This is a genomic window from Haloarcula quadrata (assembly GCF_003634715.1).
Classification (GTDB): domain Archaea; phylum Halobacteriota; class Halobacteria; order Halobacteriales; family Haloarculaceae; genus Haloarcula; species Haloarcula marismortui.
Genome location: NZ_RBWW01000001.1, coordinates 71669 through 86740 on the forward strand (window position 1 = coordinate 71669; position 15072 = coordinate 86740).

The following is a 15072-nucleotide window of genomic DNA, read 5'->3' on the forward strand; positions in this document are numbered from 1 at the left end:
TTCGGTGCGGTCCTACCGTATCGCGGCCACCAGTGCCAGCACGGCGACGAGACAGACCACGAGGCCGGCTACGGCGACCGATGGCTCAACAGCAATAGAGCCACGGGCGACACCGGACAGCCCCGCCGTCGCCGCCGCGCCGACGCCGCCCACCGCGACGGTCCCGCCGATGTGGACGAGTTCTGTTCGGCGCGTCGCGGCCCCGCTCCCGACCTCGTGTCCCAGCGTCGTCCCGAAGGACCCGGCGTCCCAGACGACAACGGCACCGACCAGGCCCGCAAGCACCAGCCACGTCGGCGTCGAAAGCGTCGCAGCGAAGGCGCTCGCACCGAACAGGCCGGCCGCGGCGAGCGTGACGCCGGCCGTCCGCTCTCGCAGATAATTCGTCGCCAGCGCCACCGACAGCTGTCCAGCGACACTGATGAGCGAAAACAGCGCCACGACGGCCAGCGCCAGTGTGACGGTCTCGGGGCCGTATACGTCCAGTATTGGAACGAAGAACTGTTCGACGGCCGCCGCGGCCGGCGTCGCCCGGAGCGCCGTTTCGATGGCATCGACTGCCGGCCCCGCGACCGCCACCACGGCGAGCGTGATGACGCCGCCGCCAACGTACGGCGCGAGGACGGTCCCCACGCGGTCGGCCGAACTCTGGACCGTCCGCCGGAGGAACCAGACAGCCACCGAGACGACTGTCCCACTGAGGAACAGCCACCAGAGGAGGCCACGAAGGCCCGGCGCTGCCGTGACGGCGACAATGAAGTCGTACAGCCCAGCCGGGAGCAGTCCGGCCAGTGATTCCTGACCGAGGCCCAGTTCGAACAGCCCGGCGACCGGCGCGACCAGCAGGGCGAGCCGGCCCGTCCACCGAAACGTTCGCTCAACGACGGCGACAGCCCTGTCGACATCGGGCGCGTCGCTCGTTTCCGGGACGAGTTCGGAAAGCGGCAAGGCGTCGAGTCCGCGGGCCAGCGCCGCGGCGGCAAGGGCGAGCAACAGACTGAAAATGGCGATATGCGTTCGGCCGGGGACCGGGTCGAAAATCGGTTCCAGCACCTGAGTGAGGGCCTCGCCGGTCAGTTGCTGGACGCCCGGCGTTCCGGCGTTGGACTGCAAGAAATCGACAGCCCCCCGCGTGAACAGTACGAGGGCAACAGCGAACGGAACAGCGGTCGTCCGCACGACGACGCCACCGTAGGTCCCCACCCGCTCGGTGTCGACGACGCCGCGGGTGGCCGCGGTCGCGCCGAAGACGGCGGTCAGGCAGCCAAGGACAACGATGACTTGCGACAGCAACGTGACGACCGCCGGTCGGACGCCAGCTTGGGAAGTGACGGGGAACAGTTCGGCACCGAGCGAGACGACCGTGCCGCCAGTGGCGAGGGAAAGCCCGACGGCAACTGGTAGCGCAAGGACGCTGGCCAGAACAGTTCCAACCGCCTGCCAGCGGTCCCAGCCGCTCAGCCACAGCGACAGTGCCAGCAAAACACCGGTGGCCACACCGACGAGCGCGGCCCGGTCGGCGGAAACGGTTCCCAGCAGTCCTGCGACCAGCAGCGCCGTCACGCCGACGACGGTGGCGAGGCTGGTCCAGGGCATCCGGGTCGGAAGCGAGATTGTGTCGTCCATTGTTACACGCTGAACAGGTCGGCGAGCGAGGCGCGGAGCGCCACGTCGATTGGGCTGTCGAGGTCCCAGTCGATGACGGTCGCGCCGGACAGTTCGGCCCGCTGGAGCCGGGCGGTGCGCTCGGTACTCGCGACAGCCGCGCCGAGCGAGTCCCCGCGGGCCAGCGACGGGCTGACGAGCGTCGTCGGGTACTCACGGACCGAAAGCGATGACACCAGCGAGACAGGCCAGTCGTCGGCGGCCGGGGAGAACACGACCACCTGCGCGGTCGGCGGGAGCCGAGCGAGCACCGCGAGCAGGGCCGGGTCCTCGATGGTCCCACCGTCGGCCGTCGTCGCCCTCGTAGCTTCGCCTCCGGGCTGCTCTGGTTGGTCGTCCTCGGACACATCAGCGTCACCGGCCGAATCGGGGTCTGACTGCCGAGCCGCGGCGCGGCCCACGCTGTCGAATATCTGTCTCGCGTGGGCGGCCGCGTGACCGCCAGAGGCGTCGACCCACGCCAGCCCGTCGGGGCCGAGTCCGCCGGGGACATCCTCGGAGGCCAAGCCGACAGCACAGACACTCGCGACGACGCTAGTTCGGGAGAGCGCGTCGAACAGGCGCTCGGCCGCGTAGGCAGACAGCTCCGCTCCTGTCGGGAATCCCGGCTCTGGCGTCACGCGGGCCGGCGGGCGAGCGTCGACAACCAGCACCGTCCTGACGGCCTGTTCCTCCCGATAGTCGATGGTGGTCAGCTCGTCGGTCTTTGCGTACCGCCGCCAGTCGATGCGGTTGACCGGGTCGCCGGGCTGGTAGCTCCGCGTCGAGTGGAACTCAAGCCCGCTCCCACCGGTGTCGGTCGGGAGCGTTCCCGCCCGCGGGAGCGTGGCGTCGGCCATCGGAACTTCGGAGACGGTGTTCGAGCAGGTCAGCGTCCCGTCGCCGGCCACGGGCAGGTCGACAGTTACCTCGTCGCTGGCCGACAGCGTCCGCACCCGCACCGCGGCGGCGTCGAACGTGTAGGTTCCGCGCTTTGCCATCACGGCATAGGACAGCGTCGCGCTCTCGTCGGGCCGCAGCGAGGTACAGAGCCGCGGTGACCCCTCGACGACTGGCAGTTCCTCGGGCACGCCGTCGATGACCCGCACGTCGGTCAGCGAACTGCTGCCGGTGTTCGTGAGGGTGAGTTCGACCGCGACCGGCTCGCCCGGCGTGGGCTGGGCGTCAGAAACGGACCGTGTTGCTTGCAAATCGGTTCCCGCCGGCATCCGCGAGAGCGCGCCGTAGGCGACGTAAATGAGCGGGATTGCGGTCGCCGCGAGCAACAGCGGCTCGGCGGTCAAAAGCGAGACGCTAACGAGAAACAGCGCGGCTGCGAGGCCGCCGCTCCAGCGCCGCACACGGCGGTGCATCGTCAGCGCTCACCTCCCGACACCTGTGCGATAGCGTCGACCGTCCGGCGGATGCGGCGGCGGCGCTCGCTCTCCGGGTCGAGCCACAGGCGGAGCCGGGCCAGCAGCGACTGTGGCTCCGTCGGGGACAGCATCGCCGCCGCGACGGCGTCGTCGGTCCACGTCCCCGCACGAACTGCCTGCTGTGCGGACGCCTGTGAGACACCAGCTCCGATAGCATAGGCTGTCGTCGCTGCCGCAGTGAGTCGCTCGGTAACCGTGTCCATCGCCGCGTCGTCGCCAGCGACGGCGTCGTCAATGGCCGCGTCGATGTCAGCAGCGAACAGCCGACTCTCCGTCGCTGTCACGTCTTCCGGCGGGCTGTCGACGGCCACGTCGAAGGCGGTCGGTGAGCCACCGCCCAGAAGCCCACCGAGCCAGCCGGCAAGGACCGCACAGAGTCCAACGGTCAGACTGCCAGCGAGGAGGATGGTTGTCGGGGCAACACTCCCGAGCACGGCGACAAGCGACTCGCCGGCGGCCGTCGGCGCGAAAACGAGGGAGGCCGCGACCCCGGTCGCCAGCAGCCCCACAGTCCCGAAGACGACCGTTCGCAGGCGCATCAGGGCCGCCCCTCCGTCCCGTCGTCAGTGCCGTCGGTCGCACTGGACTGCTGTCCGGCGGCCGCCTCGATAGTCCGAATCGCGTCCTCGACGGCCGCGACGTGCTCCTGTGGGTCTCGCTGACCGTACTCGACCGCCCGGAACGCGTCCCGGACCGTCCGAACCGCGGCCGGCGGGAGACCGTCCCGTTCGATAGCGTGGGTTGCGATTTCGCCGGGCGTCCGCGTCCAGTACCGCCGGAGGGAAACGTGGGTCAGGAAGCGCGTCCACGCCTCGCGGATGGTGACGCGAGCCGCGGGCGTTCCGTCGCCCCCGTTTGATTCAGTCGTAGAGACAGCCGCCACCGCATCGCTGGCTGCGTCTTCAGCCGCTGCAAAGCGTTCAGAAATCCACGCTCGCAACGCGTCGAGCAACGCTGCCGGCGACCGGTGGCCGGTGAACAGATCACGGAGCGCCGCGGCAGTGAGTTCAAGTCGCGTTCGGAAGCGACCCAGCAGGTCATCGGCCACCACCGCAACGCCGACGAGCGCCCCGACGGCGAGTTCGCGTGCGGCCCGAACCCAGCCCCATAGCGTCCCCGGCGTGACGTTCCGCCGTCGAGCGCCGACGACCGTCCCGGCGAGGAGAACACCCAGACTCAGCACGACGCCCGCGGCGTTGACGAACAGGCCATTGACGGTCGTCGTGGCCGTCTGTCCGTACTTCGCAACGGAAATTTCGGCGCTGGCCGCGAGCGGCATCCCGACCGTCGCCTGACCGGCCGCGCCGGTCCGTGCTGTCGGCTCCCCGCCGACGGTAACGGTGGCGTTCGTGACCGGGTCCCCGTCCATCGTCGCGTTCACCGTCTGGCCAGCGGCGGGGAGGGCCAGCGGGAGCGACGGCGACGTTGCTACGGAAAGCCGTGCAAGCACCACAGTCGTGTTCCCGCTGACGGCGTCGCGCTCGACGGCAACAGAGACGTTGCCGGGTTCGGTCGGGAGCGTGACCGTTGCCCGCCCCTGCCGGTCCGTCGTCGCCACCTGCTCACCGTCAAGCAGCACATCACCGTCCCGCACTGGCACGCCGTCGACGGTCGCGGTAACGGTCACCTCGCCGCCGGTGACCTGTTCGCCGGTGATGCTCACCGACGCAGTCGTGTTCAGTTCATAGCTCGCGTTCGTCGACTGCTGGGCCTGTGGGCCAGTAATAGCGAAGGAACGAGCGCTGTCACGCGGGACCGACGGAGCGATGAGTGGGTCCGCATCGCTTGCTACATCGACAGTAATCGTCAGTTCGGCTTCGTAGGGGACCGTCCCGGAAACGGTGCCGGCCGGCCCCGTCGTTCCGACCGGCTCACCGTTGAACGAGACCGTCGCGCCTTCAACCGGTGCGCCGTCGCGGGTTATCGTTGCGGCCACCGCCGCGCCCGGCGTCGCCGTCCGATTGAGTTCGACGATGAACTCACCGGACTGCGAGACCGTCTGTCCGTCGCCCGAGTCGCCAGTTCCGTCGCTGTCACCGGTCCCGTCTGCACCCGTTTCAGTACCCTCGGTTTCGTCACCGCCAGACTCCTGTTCACTTCCGTCTGTCGGGGCCTCGGTCTGTGGCTCGCCCGCCGGCGTCCCGACGGTGAACTCCTCGTCTGGGCTCCCGGACTCCGCGGCGCTGTACTCCTGACTGCTGTTTTGCATCGCCTGCTGTTCGGACACAAGGCGCTCCTGTCCCGGCGTCGGGTCAAACTTCACCCAGCCGACGCCCTCGAAGTACACCTCGACCCACGCGTGGGCGTTCATCCCGCGAACAGTGTACTGGTTCTGGCCGGTCCGCTCGCCAGTCGAGTAGCCGACGACGTAGCGCGCCGGGATGTCCTGACTCCGCAGCATCACCACCATCGACGTGGCGAAGTACTCGCAGTACCCCTCGTCCATCTGGAAGATGAACTCCGAGGCCACGTCGTCCTCGGGCGGCTGGCTGACGTTCAGCGAGTAGTTCTTGTTCGCCTCCAGCCACCCCTCGATGGTCGCCGCCGTCTCGTAGGGCGAGTCGCTGTCCTCGGTCAGTCGGTCAGTAAACGGCCCTACCTGCGCCGAGGTTGACGCCGGCACGCCCGTGTAGCGTGATTCGATGTCCGCAGGGTAGTCGCGGCCACTCGTTCGTAGCACCTCTGGGTCGTCGGGGGGTGTCACGCTGGTCGCGCTGTAGGTCGTTCCGGCAGGGAGCGGTCGCTCGGACGTGACCGCGCCGTACTCGGTGACCATCACGTCGTCTCGGGACACCGATTTCGGCCGCCAGACGGTCGGCAGCGACGTGGCGGACTTGGCCAGTTGCACCTCGTAATCGACCGTCGAGTCGGCCATCCCGTCGACCGCCATCGGTCCCTGATAGGCCTGCGGGTCCGCACGCCCGTCCCAGCCCGTGCCGGTGTAGGTTTCATATGCGCCAGTCCGCCAGTACGCCGGTTCCGAACTCGTGACGGTGAAATGCGGCTCCGTGTCCTGTGACTGATACGGGCTGTCGCCGCTGTCGCCACTATCGAGCGAGCCGCCAACATCAGTCTGGCTTCCCGGGTTCAGCGCACCGAGTTGCCCGCCGCTGCCGCCAGTCGAGGTGCCCCCTGCTGACCCGAAGGGGTTCTCCTGCGGGAGCGGAATAAGAGACTCCATCGGGCTCTGTGTCCCACCGGGTGCCAGAATCGGGAGCGTCGCCGTCGCCAACACCACGGCGACGACACAGACGGCAGTGAGCAGGACCCGAAGGTAGTCCCGGTCAGCCGACACGTCGTCAAACGGCGAGTCGTCGGAGCCCACGTCGGATTACCGTATCGTCCCGTCGCTGTCGGCATAAATCTGCTGTCAACGGTGGGGATAGTGAGCTCGGGTGTCGCGTTCTGTCGTCTGGAGTACCACGTCGCCAACAAATTGACACCCCAGAGATTCACTAGTCGGCGTCAGTCGGCCCGGACAGTTCAGGTATTGACGGGTACGTATGGTTCAGACCGCTATTATAAGCGGTTATTGCGAACGGCCGGGCAGCCATACTTGAATGACTGCTGACACAAATGGAGCTAGTACTGGGTCGCGACAGTCGGACTGGGGCGCGTCACGACGGTCCGTTCTGTCGAGTATCGGTGCCGTAGCGGGCATCGGACTGTTCAGCGGAACCGGGCAGGCACAGACTGGCGCTGGACTATCGGGGACAGGGGCAGTGTACATCGTCACGACGGGAGCCGGCCAGTCGAACAGGAACGGCAACGGTACGGAGTATCTGGTGCTTGACGGCAGCGGCAGCGTCGCGTTCTCGACCGGCGGTACTGCCGATGAGGCGTTCCAGTATGCCTTCGACAACGTGCCGGACAGCGGCGGGGCCGTTATCGCGAGCGCCGATACTTTCCGATTTGGCGAGCCGGCGACGATGGGCGACAACACCACACTGACCGGACAGCAGGGAACCCGGTTCGTTGCGTCACAGACGGGAACGGGCGAGGACCCCGCACCGTCCGAGTCCCAGTCGAACCCGCTGCCGGCCGGCCACGACCTCGTTCGCGTGCGCGGTGACAACGTCGCCGTCACCGACATCGAGTTCGACGCCAACGGGACACAGCTGAACAACCAAGCCATTCAGGCCGATCAGTGCGACGGCGTCTACATCGCTCGCAACCGCACAGTGAACGGTTTCCAGATGGCGCTGTCGTTCACGCGGTGTACCGGCGTGACGGTCGAGCACAACGAGGTCGTCAATCCGAACTGGTACGGTATCACCAGCCGGGCCGCACCGACCGGCAGCGACCGCGACCTCCGGCAGTCCAGCGATGTGGTCATCGCCGGGAACCGCGTCGTCGGCGTGAAGTTCAATAACATCGCGCCGTATAACGTCGCGAACTTCGCCGTCATCGGTAACGTCACCGTCGATGGCGGCCACAGCCTCATCGCCTGCTCGCCGGCCCAGCGCGGAACCATTGTCGGGAACGTCTGTCAGGACCTGACGGAGTTCGCACCCGACCCTGGCGGCGAGGCGGGCATCGAAATCGAGTACAAGGAGACCCACCTCCGGGACGAGGTAGCCGGGACCCCCAAAGCCCGGTCGTCCGACATCACTATTTCGGGTAATCAGGTCGACAACTGTCCGGTTGGCATCCTTGCGCGAACGGTCCCAGCGGATGCGGACAGCACCGACGCACGGAGTGCAGAGCGACCGTACAGTTTCACCATCACGGGCAACACGGTCAGCAACGCCTCAGCGGCCGGCATCCGACTCCGGTCGGGCAACGCGGGCGTGGTCGCGACGAATACGGTCCGGAACGCCGGGACTGCGGTCGACATCAACGAGGAGTTCACCGCGGACATTGAGCAAGGGCTGAACGTGACCCGGTGACGGCGGTTCGAGAGGGGGTTGTAAGATATAAACCGCCGGCACGCAAACGACACAGCAATGACCGACGACGAGGAGACGGTCCAGTGCTGGCTGGTCGAACGCTCCAGTTACGGCGACGAGCGCATGGTGACGCTCATCTACGCGCCCCCGGAGGGCGACCGCCACCTGACCAAGCAGCTCTCACCGAACCTGCTCAGACGGAAACGGATTACGGCAGCGACGGATGTCGAGGTCGACAAGCTCGAACCCGTAACCGACGAGGAGACGCGGGAGCGCTACGCCACGGAGGCCCAACGGATGGCCGAGCGCCACGACCCCGACGCCGAAGTGTAAGCGAGCGCTTCGACAGCTAGGGACCGTCTATCGAGTTTTTTGATTGATAACTGGAACACGAAAGACTATACACGCGGCCGTCACAAACCCGCCGTATGGCAGCGATAGAACTGGATGGCGTCACCAAGCAGTTCGGGAGTCTCACCGCGCTGCAAGGGGTCGACCTCACCGTCGAGGAGGGCGAAATCTTCGGCTTCCTCGGCCCGAACGGGGCCGGGAAGTCGACGACGATCAACATCCTCCTTGATTTCGTCCGCGCGACCGACGGGTCGGCGACGGTGCTCGGCCACGACATCCACGAAGAACCGAAGCGAATTCGTGCCCGCACTGGAGTCCTCCCCGAAGGCTACGACGTGTACGACCGGCTCACCGGCCGCCAGCACCTCTCCTTTGTCATCGAATCGAAAGACGCCGACGAAGACCCCGACGAACTGGCCGAGCGGGTCGGCATCGCCGATGCCATCGACCGCAAGGCCGGCGGCTACTCCAAGGGGATGCAACAGCGTCTCGTGCTGGCGATGGCACTCGTCGGCGAGCCCGACCTCCTTATCCTCGACGAGCCGACGACCGGGCTGGACCCGAACGGGGCCCGGCTGATGCGGGAACTCATCCGCGAGGAGAACGAGCGCGGCGCGACCGTCTTCTTCTCCAGTCACATCCTCGGTCAGGTCGAGGCCGTCTGTGACACAGTTGGAATCCTCCAGAACGGTCGCCTTATTGCGAAAGACAGCGTTGCCGGGCTGCGCGAGGCCGCCGCCGGGGACACCGTCCTCCGCGTGACACTGGCCGACGGCGACGGCACCGACGCCGCGGTCACGGCTATCGAGGGCCTCGACGAGGTCTCAACGGTGACCGCGGATGGAACGACGCTCACTATCGGCTGTGACAGCGACGCGAAGATGGCCGTCCTCAACGCTGTCGAGGAAAGCGGGAGCGAGGTCGCCAACTTCGAGACCGAGGAGGCCTCGCTGGATGAGGTGTTTGCCGCCTACACCGAACAGCAAGAACAGGACCGGCCGGAGGCCGACGTATGAGCGCCGAGCAAAACCCCGTCAAACGCGTCCTCGGAGACATCGATACGAGCATCAAGAACTCCGAGTTCGCCGACTGGTACCCCATCTCGAAAAAGGAGTTCCGTGACACGGTCCGCTCGCCGTGGATCTGGGTACTCTCGTTTATTTTCATCGTGCTGTTCGCGCTACCGGCGGTGCTGGGCCTGTATTTCAACATCGGCCAGCAGTTCGCCGAAGCCGGGGCGTCGCTGACGACAGACGCGTACGTCCGCTTTGCGCTGCCGATTGCGGCACCGCTGCTCCCAGCTGTGGCAATCGTCATCGGCTACGCGGCGATTGCCCGGGAGAGCGAGCGCGGTTCCCTGAAGATACTGCTGTCGCTCCCGTACACGCGCGGTGAACTGCTCGCCGGCAAGTTCGTCGGCCGGAGCGCCATCACGCTCATCCCGGTGACAGTCGGACTCCTGACGACCCTGTTAGTGTTGCTCCCGTCGAAAATCGAGATCGCGTGGGAGTCGTTCCTGCTGTTCGCGCTCGCCACGATGGCGTACGGCGTCGTGTTTACGGCGTTCGCGATCGGCCTCTCGGCGGCGCTGAAGACCGCGCGCCGGGCGATGGCAGCGTCGCTCGGGATTTACGTCTATCTGCAGGTGTTCTGGTCGAACCTCGGGGCAGGCCTCGGAAACCTGCTATCGGACCACGCGAACATTGGCCAGGTGACCCAGCTCCACGTCGAACTGTTCGTTTCACTCCTGAGCCCCATCGCGGCGTACCGCACGCTCGTCCAGGAGGTCTTGCAGGGGACGCCGATCCGCTCCCGGCTCCTCCTGACGTCGAACCCGCAGGTGACGTGTGAGGAAATGCTAGGTGGGACACTCGAAATAACACAGACCGGTGCCGAGTGTGCCAACGCCGCCTTGCCGCCCCAGTACAGCACTGTCGCGGTTATCGGCTACCTCCTGCTGTGGCTGGTCGTCCCGCTGGGGGCTGGCTACTACGTCTTCGAGAACAAGGACCTGTAACGGTCGTCGCTGTCGGCGGTCTCGTTCCGGCGACGTTTTTGCAACCATAACGAACGGCGATAGCAACAGTCCGACGGGTACCAAACCGGTCGCCTGCCGTCGGCGACCGGACGCGTGTTGGTTCACAACGGCTCCGACAGGGAGTACCATAGCGTCACAACGGATTCGTCACTCGGAAAACTCGACACCAGTGATTTCGAACCGAGCGCCCCCGTCTTCACTGTCGGTGACGTGGATCTCCCAGCCGTGGACCTCGGCGATCTGTCTGGCGATCCGGAGCCCGAAGCCGGTCCCGTCCTCGGCGGTCGAGTAACCTGCCTCGAACACCTTCTCGCCCTTGTCGATGGGAATACCCGGGCCGTCGTCGGACACGTAGAACCCTGTTCTGTCGTCGAGGAGCCCGACCGAAACGGTTACACCTGGGCCGCCGTGTTCGATTGCATTCCCGAAGAGGTTCTCGAACAGGCCAGACAGTCGGTCGCTGTCGGCCTCGACGATCCACTCACGATTCTCGTCGGCCGCATACCGTAGCTCTGCGGCTTCGTCGCCGTCCGCGACGATTGTCCAGGCGGCGTCAGACATCTCCCGGAGATCGACGGGCTCTGTCACTCCGATATCGACTCCCTCTCGGGCCAGCCTGAGGACGTCGTCGGCGATGTCGTTCATCCGCTGGAGCGCATTATCGAGGGAGTCCAGATGCGCACTGTCACACTCCTCGTGAGCGAGCATCAGTCGGCTGCGAGCCACCTGTAGCGGATTTTGAAGGTCGTGAGAGACAACACGAATGAACTCTTCGAGGCGCTCGTTTTGTCGGGCCAACTCCCGTTTTTGCTCGGTCTGGTCCGTGATGTCTCGAAAGGCCCACAGCCGGCCAAACCGCGTCCCGTCTTCAGCGACGACGGGTGCCGTATAGCGGTCAAAGACGCGACCGTCGGCGAGTTCGAGTTCGTCTCTGGCGGTCGTCTCGGGGTCTTCATACAGTGCCTCGACATCCACGCGAAACGCCTCTGGTTCGGCGACCTGTTCCATTGCCCACTCCAAGGCGATTTCCTCGTCGCCACGTTCGACAATGTCCCGTGGGATATCCCACATGTCAACGAACCGCTCGTTGTAAGAGACGATGGTATCGTCTTCATCGACGACGAGTATCCCGTCGATCACTGCCTCTTGCTGTGCTTTGAGAATCGACCGCTGTCTGGCGATTTCCATCTCGTGTTTCCGCTGTTCAGTCACTTCGCGGGTGACACCGACCACGCCCTCAACCGTCCCGTCGATCACAAGCGGCGTGAGCCGGTACTCCAGCACCTCGTATCCATGCCCGGGGAACTCGCCGCTCACCTCCCCATGGAGTTCGTCGCGTTCACCGTCGATTAGGTCCTGATACGGGTCTCCCTCGTACTCGCTCCGGATCTTCGGCAGGAGGCTACTCGATTCCCCCTCCAGTTCGTCTCTTGTCGTTCCGTAGAACGAGGCTAGATACTGGTTAACGAGGTCGAACCGCCCCTCTGTGTCATAGATGCAGGCCGATTCCGGCATCGTGTTTACCATCCGCTTGTATCGCTCCAGTTTGCGCTCTCGCTCCCGGAGGTCGGTGATATCCGTAATGAACCCCTCAAGTATGTCCGGTTCGTCCGCTGGCCCCGGAACTCGGTGTCCGTGTTCCCACATCCACTTCTTGGTGCCGTCGGCAGTGATAATCCGATAGGTCACCTCGAACTCACCCTGGGCCGCGAGCGCGTCTTGGACCGTCTCCCAGATCCGGTCGCGGTCCTCCGGATGGAGCACGTCGTCGGCCCAGGCTGTCTCCCCAGTTTCAAAGTCTGCAGCCGTGTAGCCGGTGAGAGATTCGATCTCGCCCTCGACGGTTTCCATCTGCCAGCCTGGTGTGTTGAGACGGCGATAGGCCATCCCCGGAAGGCTGCTGATGAGCGACTCCAATCGCCGGGTTCGCTCGTCAAGCTCTCGCCGGGACCTGCTCGCGTCGACGGCGTTGCAAATCCGGTTCGCGAGCAGTTTGTACTGCTCGGTGCCTGACCCCTTCTGGAGGTAGTCGGTCACGCCAGCAGAGATCGCGTCGCTCGCGATTTCTTCGGAGCCTTTCCCGGTATAGAGGATGAATGGGAGGTCTCCGTGGCCCTCACGAACGGCTTCGAGGAACTCGATTCCGTTCTGGTCTGGCATGTCGTAGTCCGAGACGATACAGTCGAAGCGCTCGACGGAGAGCCGCTCCATCGCCGCATCGACACTTGTCGCGGTCTCGACACACAATCGGCCGTCCTCGTGTTCGAGCACCGTCGCCGTCACGTCCACGAGGTCCGGATTGTCGTCGACGTGAAGAACGCGGACTGTCTCAGCGGCGAAGTCCATAGTCTTCGAAATACTATAACAATACGCGAACAAAATAGATAGGGTCAACAACGGACCGGACACGAGACGGATGATAGCGTGACTGATTGGTCCGAGCGTACGTCCGAAGCTATCGCTAGGCCGACAGCGGCTCACTCGGGACCGTTCGACCCGCCTCTCACAGCACACCAGCGTCGTCCAGTAGTTCTTCGAACTCGTCCTCGGTGAGCGTCTCGACGCCGTGTTCGGCTGCATCGTCCTGTTTTCGCTGGCCGGGGTTGTCGCCAAGCACCAGATAGTCTGTGTTGCCCGAAACGCTGCTCGTCGCTGACCCGCCGTTGCGCTCGACCAGTTCCTGCGCGTCGCTGCGGGTGTAGCCGTCGAGCGAGCCAGTGAAGACAAACGTCTGGCCCGACAGTGCATCACCGCCAGTTTCTTCGGCGGCCTGTGGCTCGACGTGGTCGAGCAAGCGGTCGATGACGGCGCGGTTCCCCTCACCCTCGAAGAACTCTACGATGGAGCGGGCGACGGTCTGACCAACGTCAGGCACGGCCTCGAAGGCGTCGGTGTCGCCCTCGTCGGCAGCGTCGAGTATCGCCTCGAACGTGCCGAACTCCTGTGCGAGGTTTCGGGCCGTGACAGTCCCGACTTCGGGGATACCCAGCGCGACGAGGAAATCCGCAAGTGGCGGCTCGCGGGCGTCGTCCATCCCTTCGACGAGGTTCCGGGCGCTGGTCTCGCCCCAGCCCTCCAGACCGGTGAGGTCCTCGACGGTGAGGTCGTACAGGTCCGCGGGGTCCGAGACAAGACCGGCGTCGAGGAGTTGCTGGACGGCCTTCTCGCCGACCCCTTCGATATCCAGTGCGTCGCGGCTGGCGTAGTGCTCGACGCTGCGCTCGCGCTGGGCGGGGCAAGTGAGGCCACCGGTGCAGAACGCCATCGGGCCATCGTGTTCGACGGGGCTGTCACAGGCCGGACAGGTCTCCGGGAACTCGAAATGGCCGTCGCCGTCGTCGTCGAGCACTTCGACGACATCCGGGATGACGTCGCCGGCTCGCTTGATGCGGACGCGGTCACCCACGTCGACGCCGAGGTCGGCGATGAGCGAGGGGTTGTGCAGCGAGGCACGGGAGACGGTGACGCCGCCGACCTCGACGGGGTCCATGAGCGCGACCGGGGTGAGCCGTCCGGTCCGGCCGACCTGCACGACGATGTCCCGCACCGTCGTCTCCTCCTTGCGGGCCGGGAACTTGTAGGCGAAGGCCCACCGTGGGGCGCGGGCGGTCGACCCGAGGTCGTCGCAGGCGTCCATGTCGTCGACCTTGATGACGACGCCGTCGATTTCGTAATCGAGGTCGTCGCGGGCCTGCTGCTGCTCGTTTCGGTAGTCGATGGCGGCGTCGATGTCGTCAACGACAGCAGTCCGGTCACAGACCCGGAGTCCCCACTCGGGGAACCGCTCGTGCAGCTCGCTGTGGCTCTCGAAGTCGACCGAGGCGTCGAGGACGCCGAAGAAGAATATCGACAGCGGGCGCTCTGCGGTCACCGACGGGTCGAGCTGGCGGAGCGTCCCGGCGGCGGCGTTGCGGGGGTTCGCAAAGGGGTCCTCGCCGCGCTCGACGCGCTCGCGGTTGAACGCCGTGAAAGCGTCCCGTGGGATGTACACCTCGCCCCGGACAGCCAGGAAGTCGGGGTAGTCACCGCGGAGTCGCTGTGGGACGCTGGAGATGGTCCGGACGTTCTCGGTCACGTCCTCGCCGACCTCGCCGTCGCCACGCGTCGCGGCTCGCTGGTAGACGCCGTCCTCGTAGACAATCTCGACAGAGAGGCCGTCGAACTTTGGTTCGCAGAAGTACTGCACGTCGCCGTCGAGGCCATTGCGGACTCGGCTGTCGAACTCCCGTACGTCCGCTTCCTCGCCGCCCTGATCGATAGAGCCCATCCGGGCGACGTGTTCGACATCGGGGAGCTCGTCCAGTGGCTCGCCGCCGACGCGCTGGGTCGGACTGCCGTCAGTGTCAAGATCGAACGCCGATTCAAGTCTCTGAAGCCGGGAGAACAGCGCGTCGTAAGCCCGGTCACCGATGACTGGGTCGTTCTCGACGTAGTACCGGTAGTCGTGATAGCGGAGCGCCTCGCGCAACTGGTCGGCTTGCTCGCGGGCGGTCTCGGCGTCGACATCCTCAACGGACTCGAAGTCAGTCCGCGGGTCTGAAATATAGGGGTTCCCGGCGACATCCTCGGCAGTAGTCATACTGAATGAGTGTTACGTCTCGCGTACAAAAACGGCTCTGCTCCGTATCTCAGAGCCGGCAAAAGGCACTTCGTGTCGAGCGGGGACACGTATTGTGGCAGACCGACAGACCGGCCAGAACCATCGAAACGACAC

The 15072-nt window shown here is 65.6% G+C and carries 10 protein-coding genes; 4 read left to right on the plus strand and 6 right to left on the minus strand.

Annotation, left to right across the window (positions count from 1 at the left end; genetic code table 11):
- Positions 1-12 precede the first annotated feature (12 nt).
- From BDK61_RS00445 to BDK61_RS00460, 4 genes are read right to left on the minus strand one after another with little or no spacing between them, the layout of a single operon-like run.
- Positions 13-1626, minus strand: a complete 1614-nt coding sequence (locus tag BDK61_RS00445; protein ID WP_121302001.1) for a DUF7519 family protein — start codon at positions 1624-1626, stop codon at positions 13-15.
- A 2-nt stretch (positions 1627-1628) separates the two neighbouring features.
- Positions 1629-3017 carry a DUF58 domain-containing protein gene (locus BDK61_RS00450; protein ID WP_121302002.1) on the minus strand — a complete coding sequence of 463 codons (1389 nt, stop codon included), beginning with the start codon at positions 3015-3017 and terminating at the stop codon, positions 1629-1631.
- Between the two features lie 2 nt (positions 3018-3019).
- Positions 3020-3619 carry a DUF7269 family protein gene (locus BDK61_RS00455; protein ID WP_121302003.1) on the minus strand — a complete coding sequence of 200 codons (600 nt, stop codon included), beginning with the start codon at positions 3617-3619 and terminating at the stop codon, positions 3020-3022.
- Positions 3619-6405 carry a transglutaminase TgpA family protein gene (locus BDK61_RS00460; protein ID WP_121302004.1) on the minus strand — a complete coding sequence of 929 codons (2787 nt, stop codon included), beginning with the start codon at positions 6403-6405 and terminating at the stop codon, positions 3619-3621. Before BDK61_RS00460 ends, BDK61_RS00455 begins: the two co-directional genes overlap by 1 nt.
- 235 nt (positions 6406-6640) lie before the next feature.
- Between BDK61_RS00460 and BDK61_RS00465 the strand changes: the two genes are divergently transcribed.
- The 4 genes from BDK61_RS00465 to BDK61_RS00480 all read left to right on the plus strand — a co-directional run bounded on the left by BDK61_RS00465 (position 6641) and on the right by BDK61_RS00480 (position 10337).
- Positions 6641-7969 carry a NosD domain-containing protein gene (locus BDK61_RS00465; protein WP_121302005.1) on the plus strand — a complete coding sequence of 443 codons (1329 nt, stop codon included), beginning with the start codon at positions 6641-6643 and terminating at the stop codon, positions 7967-7969.
- 57 nt (positions 7970-8026) lie between these two features.
- Complete coding sequence (locus tag BDK61_RS00470) at positions 8027-8302, plus strand: hypothetical protein (protein ID WP_007189664.1); 276 nt, start codon at positions 8027-8029, stop codon at positions 8300-8302.
- A gap of 95 nt (positions 8303-8397) precedes the next feature.
- Entirely contained in the window at positions 8398-9336 is a 939-nt protein-coding gene (locus BDK61_RS00475; RefSeq protein WP_121302006.1) for an ABC transporter ATP-binding protein, read from the plus strand.
- Positions 9333-10337: an ABC transporter permease gene (locus BDK61_RS00480; protein ID WP_121302007.1), complete on the plus strand. Its 1005-nt coding sequence runs from the start codon at positions 9333-9335 to the stop codon at positions 10335-10337. Before BDK61_RS00475 ends, BDK61_RS00480 begins: the two co-directional genes overlap by 4 nt.
- 168 nt (positions 10338-10505) lie before the next feature.
- Here the strand turns inward: BDK61_RS00480 and BDK61_RS00485 are convergent, their stop codons facing one another.
- Together BDK61_RS00485 and ligA are read right to left on the minus strand one after the other, a co-directional pair.
- Positions 10506-12704: a hybrid sensor histidine kinase/response regulator gene (locus BDK61_RS00485; RefSeq protein ID WP_121302008.1), complete on the minus strand. Its 2199-nt coding sequence runs from the start codon at positions 12702-12704 to the stop codon at positions 10506-10508.
- A gap of 157 nt (positions 12705-12861) precedes the next feature.
- Complete coding sequence (ligA, locus tag BDK61_RS00490) at positions 12862-14937, minus strand: NAD-dependent DNA ligase LigA (RefSeq protein WP_121302009.1); 2076 nt, start codon at positions 14935-14937, stop codon at positions 12862-12864.
- Between the last annotated feature and the right edge of the window lie 135 nt (positions 14938-15072).

Coding starts and splice junctions, on each gene's coding strand:
- BDK61_RS00445 (WP_121302001.1), bottom strand. CDS start 1,626: ATGGACGACACAATCTCGCTTCCGACCCGGATGCCCTGGACCAGCCTC.
- BDK61_RS00450 (WP_121302002.1), bottom strand. CDS start 3,017: ATGCACCGCCGTGTGCGGCGCTGGAGCGGCGGCCTCGCAGCCGCGCTG.
- BDK61_RS00455 (WP_121302003.1), bottom strand. CDS start 3,619: ATGCGCCTGCGAACGGTCGTCTTCGGGACTGTGGGGCTGCTGGCGACC.
- BDK61_RS00465 (WP_121302005.1), top strand. CDS start 6,641: ATGACTGCTGACACAAATGGAGCTAGTACTGGGTCGCGACAGTCGGAC.
- BDK61_RS00470 (WP_007189664.1), top strand. CDS start 8,027: ATGACCGACGACGAGGAGACGGTCCAGTGCTGGCTGGTCGAACGCTCC.
- BDK61_RS00475 (WP_121302006.1), top strand. CDS start 8,398: ATGGCAGCGATAGAACTGGATGGCGTCACCAAGCAGTTCGGGAGTCTC.
- BDK61_RS00480 (WP_121302007.1), top strand. CDS start 9,333: ATGAGCGCCGAGCAAAACCCCGTCAAACGCGTCCTCGGAGACATCGAT.
- BDK61_RS00485 (WP_121302008.1), bottom strand. CDS start 12,704: ATGGACTTCGCCGCTGAGACAGTCCGCGTTCTTCACGTCGACGACAAT.
- ligA (WP_121302009.1), bottom strand. CDS start 14,937: ATGACTACTGCCGAGGATGTCGCCGGGAACCCCTATATTTCAGACCCG.